The sequence below is a fragment of the Halobacterium bonnevillei genome (assembly GCF_009831555.1).
GTDB lineage: Archaea > Halobacteriota > Halobacteria > Halobacteriales > Halobacteriaceae > Halobacterium > Halobacterium bonnevillei.
In genome coordinates, this window is record NZ_WUUU01000287.1 from 1 (window position 1) to 2,207 (window position 2,207).

3 protein-coding genes are annotated in these 2,207 nt (G+C 71.5%); 2 read left to right on the top strand and 1 reads right to left on the bottom strand.

The genetic code is table 11. The features are described from left to right. On the top strand, nucleotides 1-1,569 hold a 1,569-nt coding region (locus GRX66_RS18415), incomplete at its 5' end, for an alkaline phosphatase D family protein (protein ID WP_159527776.1). An 8-nt stretch (nucleotides 1,570-1,577) separates the two neighbouring features. On the opposite strand, the gene GRX66_RS19680 is transcribed toward GRX66_RS18415, so the two are convergent. Beyond that, nucleotides 1,578-1,904: a hypothetical protein gene (locus GRX66_RS19680; protein ID WP_201293096.1), complete on the bottom strand. Its 327-nt coding sequence runs from the start codon at nucleotides 1,902-1,904 to the stop codon at nucleotides 1,578-1,580. Nucleotides 1,905-1,915: 11 nt separating this feature from the next. Here GRX66_RS19680 and GRX66_RS20415 point away from each other — a divergent pair, with 11 nt between their 5' ends. Further along, nucleotides 1,916-2,050 (top strand): hypothetical protein, encoded by a 135-nt coding sequence (locus tag GRX66_RS20415; RefSeq protein ID WP_267903103.1) that lies wholly within the window; start codon nucleotides 1,916-1,918, stop codon nucleotides 2,048-2,050. Nucleotides 2,051-2,207 lie beyond the last annotated feature (157 nt).

Genomic DNA, 2,207 nt, shown 5'->3' on the forward strand with positions numbered 1-2,207 from the left:
CGCCGCGCGAACCGGCCGCGACGCTCTGGACGGGCCCGCAGACCACGAGGCGTTCCCGCAGGGCGTGGCGAGCGGGACCCCACTCCCAGCGGAAGCGTCCTCTGGACGCGCGTCGCGCCCGACGAATACCGCGAGGGCGCCCCGCTGTCGGTGCAGGTCGCTCGGGACGACGGCTTCCAGTACCTGGCCGGCGTCTACGACGCCGGTACCACGGGGCCGGACCGGGACTACACCGTGAAAGTCGACCTGGACGGCCGCCTCGACGCCGGCCGACCGTACTGGTACCGGTTCCAGCACGCCGGCACGGTCTCACCGGTCGGCCGCCTGCGAACGCTCCCCGCACCGGAGAGTTCCCCGGACGGCGTCACGCTGGCGGTCTGTAACTGCCAGGACTACCGGAACGGCTACTACGGCGCGTACCGCCACGTCGCCGGGGACGACGTCGACTACGTGGTGCACCTCGGGGACTTCATCTACGAGCACGCCGGGTCGTCGCCATACGACGGTCGGGACATCGCGCTTCCGAGCGGCAGTTCCATCGCCACGGGGCTCGATGACTACCGCCACCTCCACCGGACGTACCGTTCGGACCGGTCGCTCCAGGCGGCGCTCGCGGCGCACACGCTCATCGCAACGTGGGACGACCACGAAATCGTCAACGACCGGTTCTACAGTTACGACGACGATCGGCCGTACGCGGGCGACGGCTCCCACCCGCGCAACGACGACGAGGAGTTCATGCGGGACCTGTTCGCCGCCGGCATCCGGGCGTGGTGGGAGTACACGCCGGCGCGAGTGCGCTACGACCCGGACGCCGAGTTGCTCGACTCGCTGGGCCTCTACCGGTCGTTCCGGTTCGGCGACCTGCTGGACCTGGTCGTAACCGATCAGCGGCTGTTCCGGTCGGCGCCGCCGGAGAGCGACCTGCCGACGCCGCTCGCGACGTCGCTCGCCAGCGAGCCGAGCGGCCCCGACGGGTCGCGGACAGTACTGGGAACGCGCCAGCGCGAGTGGTTCCGAGACGAGGTCCGGTCGTCAACGGCGACGTGGACCGCGTGGGCGAACGAGGTCATCCACATGAATCTCGAGGTCGACGTCCGGGGTGCGAAAGCGTACAGCGTGGACTCGTGGGCCGGCTACGAATCCGAGCGGCAGTCGGTCGCTCGAGACCTGGGCGCCGCGGAGAACGCCGTGGCGCTGACCGGTGACCTGCACTCGTACGCGGCTGGCTACATCAAGGAGAGCTACGACGACGACGCCCAGTCGGAGCGCCTCGGCGTGGAGTTCGTCGCGCCCGCGATCTCCAGCGCGAACCTGCGGGAGGTTCTGGACCTCCCCGACGGACCGATGGCGAGGTGGCTGCTCCGGCGGGCAGTGCGCGAGGAGAACCCGCACGTGGCGTTCTTCGACAGTCACCACTGGGGGTACGCCACCGCGGAGTTCACGGCGGAGGCCGCGACCTACACCGCGTACGCCGTCGACAAGTCAGTGCCCGCGTCGGAGGCCGACCGGCGACAGCTCGCGCAGTTCCGGGTGCCCGCCGGCGCCACGTCGCTCCAGCGGCAGTAGTCCGCCGATTACGGCCGGACCTGCGTCCAGACCACGGCCGCGGCGACAGCCGCGACGCCGGCGAGCAGCACCCAGGCCGCGTCGTAGCCGTGAGCGTCGGCGACGAACCCGAACAGCGGCGGTGCGACGAGGCCGCCGCGTTCAGCGGACGTCTGGCCGCCCGCGGTCGCGGCGCCGACGTCCTCGTCCGCTACGAGCGCGGTCATCGCGGCGTGGTAGACGCCCGGGAACCCGAGGATGAACAGTCCGAGCAGCGGGAACGCGACTGCGGCCGTCAGCGGGGCGTCCGCGAGCACGATCCCGAGAAAGCAGACGGCCGACAGCGCGGATTGCACCGCGAGAACGAGTGCGGGGCCCCGAGCGGGCGGCCGCCGATGCGGTCGGACACTTCCCCGCCGACCAGGCGGCCCGCACTCCCAGTGACCTGCACGGCGGCGAGCACGGCACCCGCGAACCCGGCGCGACGCTCACGGACTCGTGAGGTGCAACACGACGTAGCCAGTGGTCGTGAACACCGCAGCACCGAGGAAGAAGCCGGCCGCCCACGAGGCCGCGGTACGCCACGGTCGTCAAGGCAGCCCGCGAACGTCCGGCACCGAGATGTTGCCGGACCCGGACTCGCCCTCGTATCCGACGGC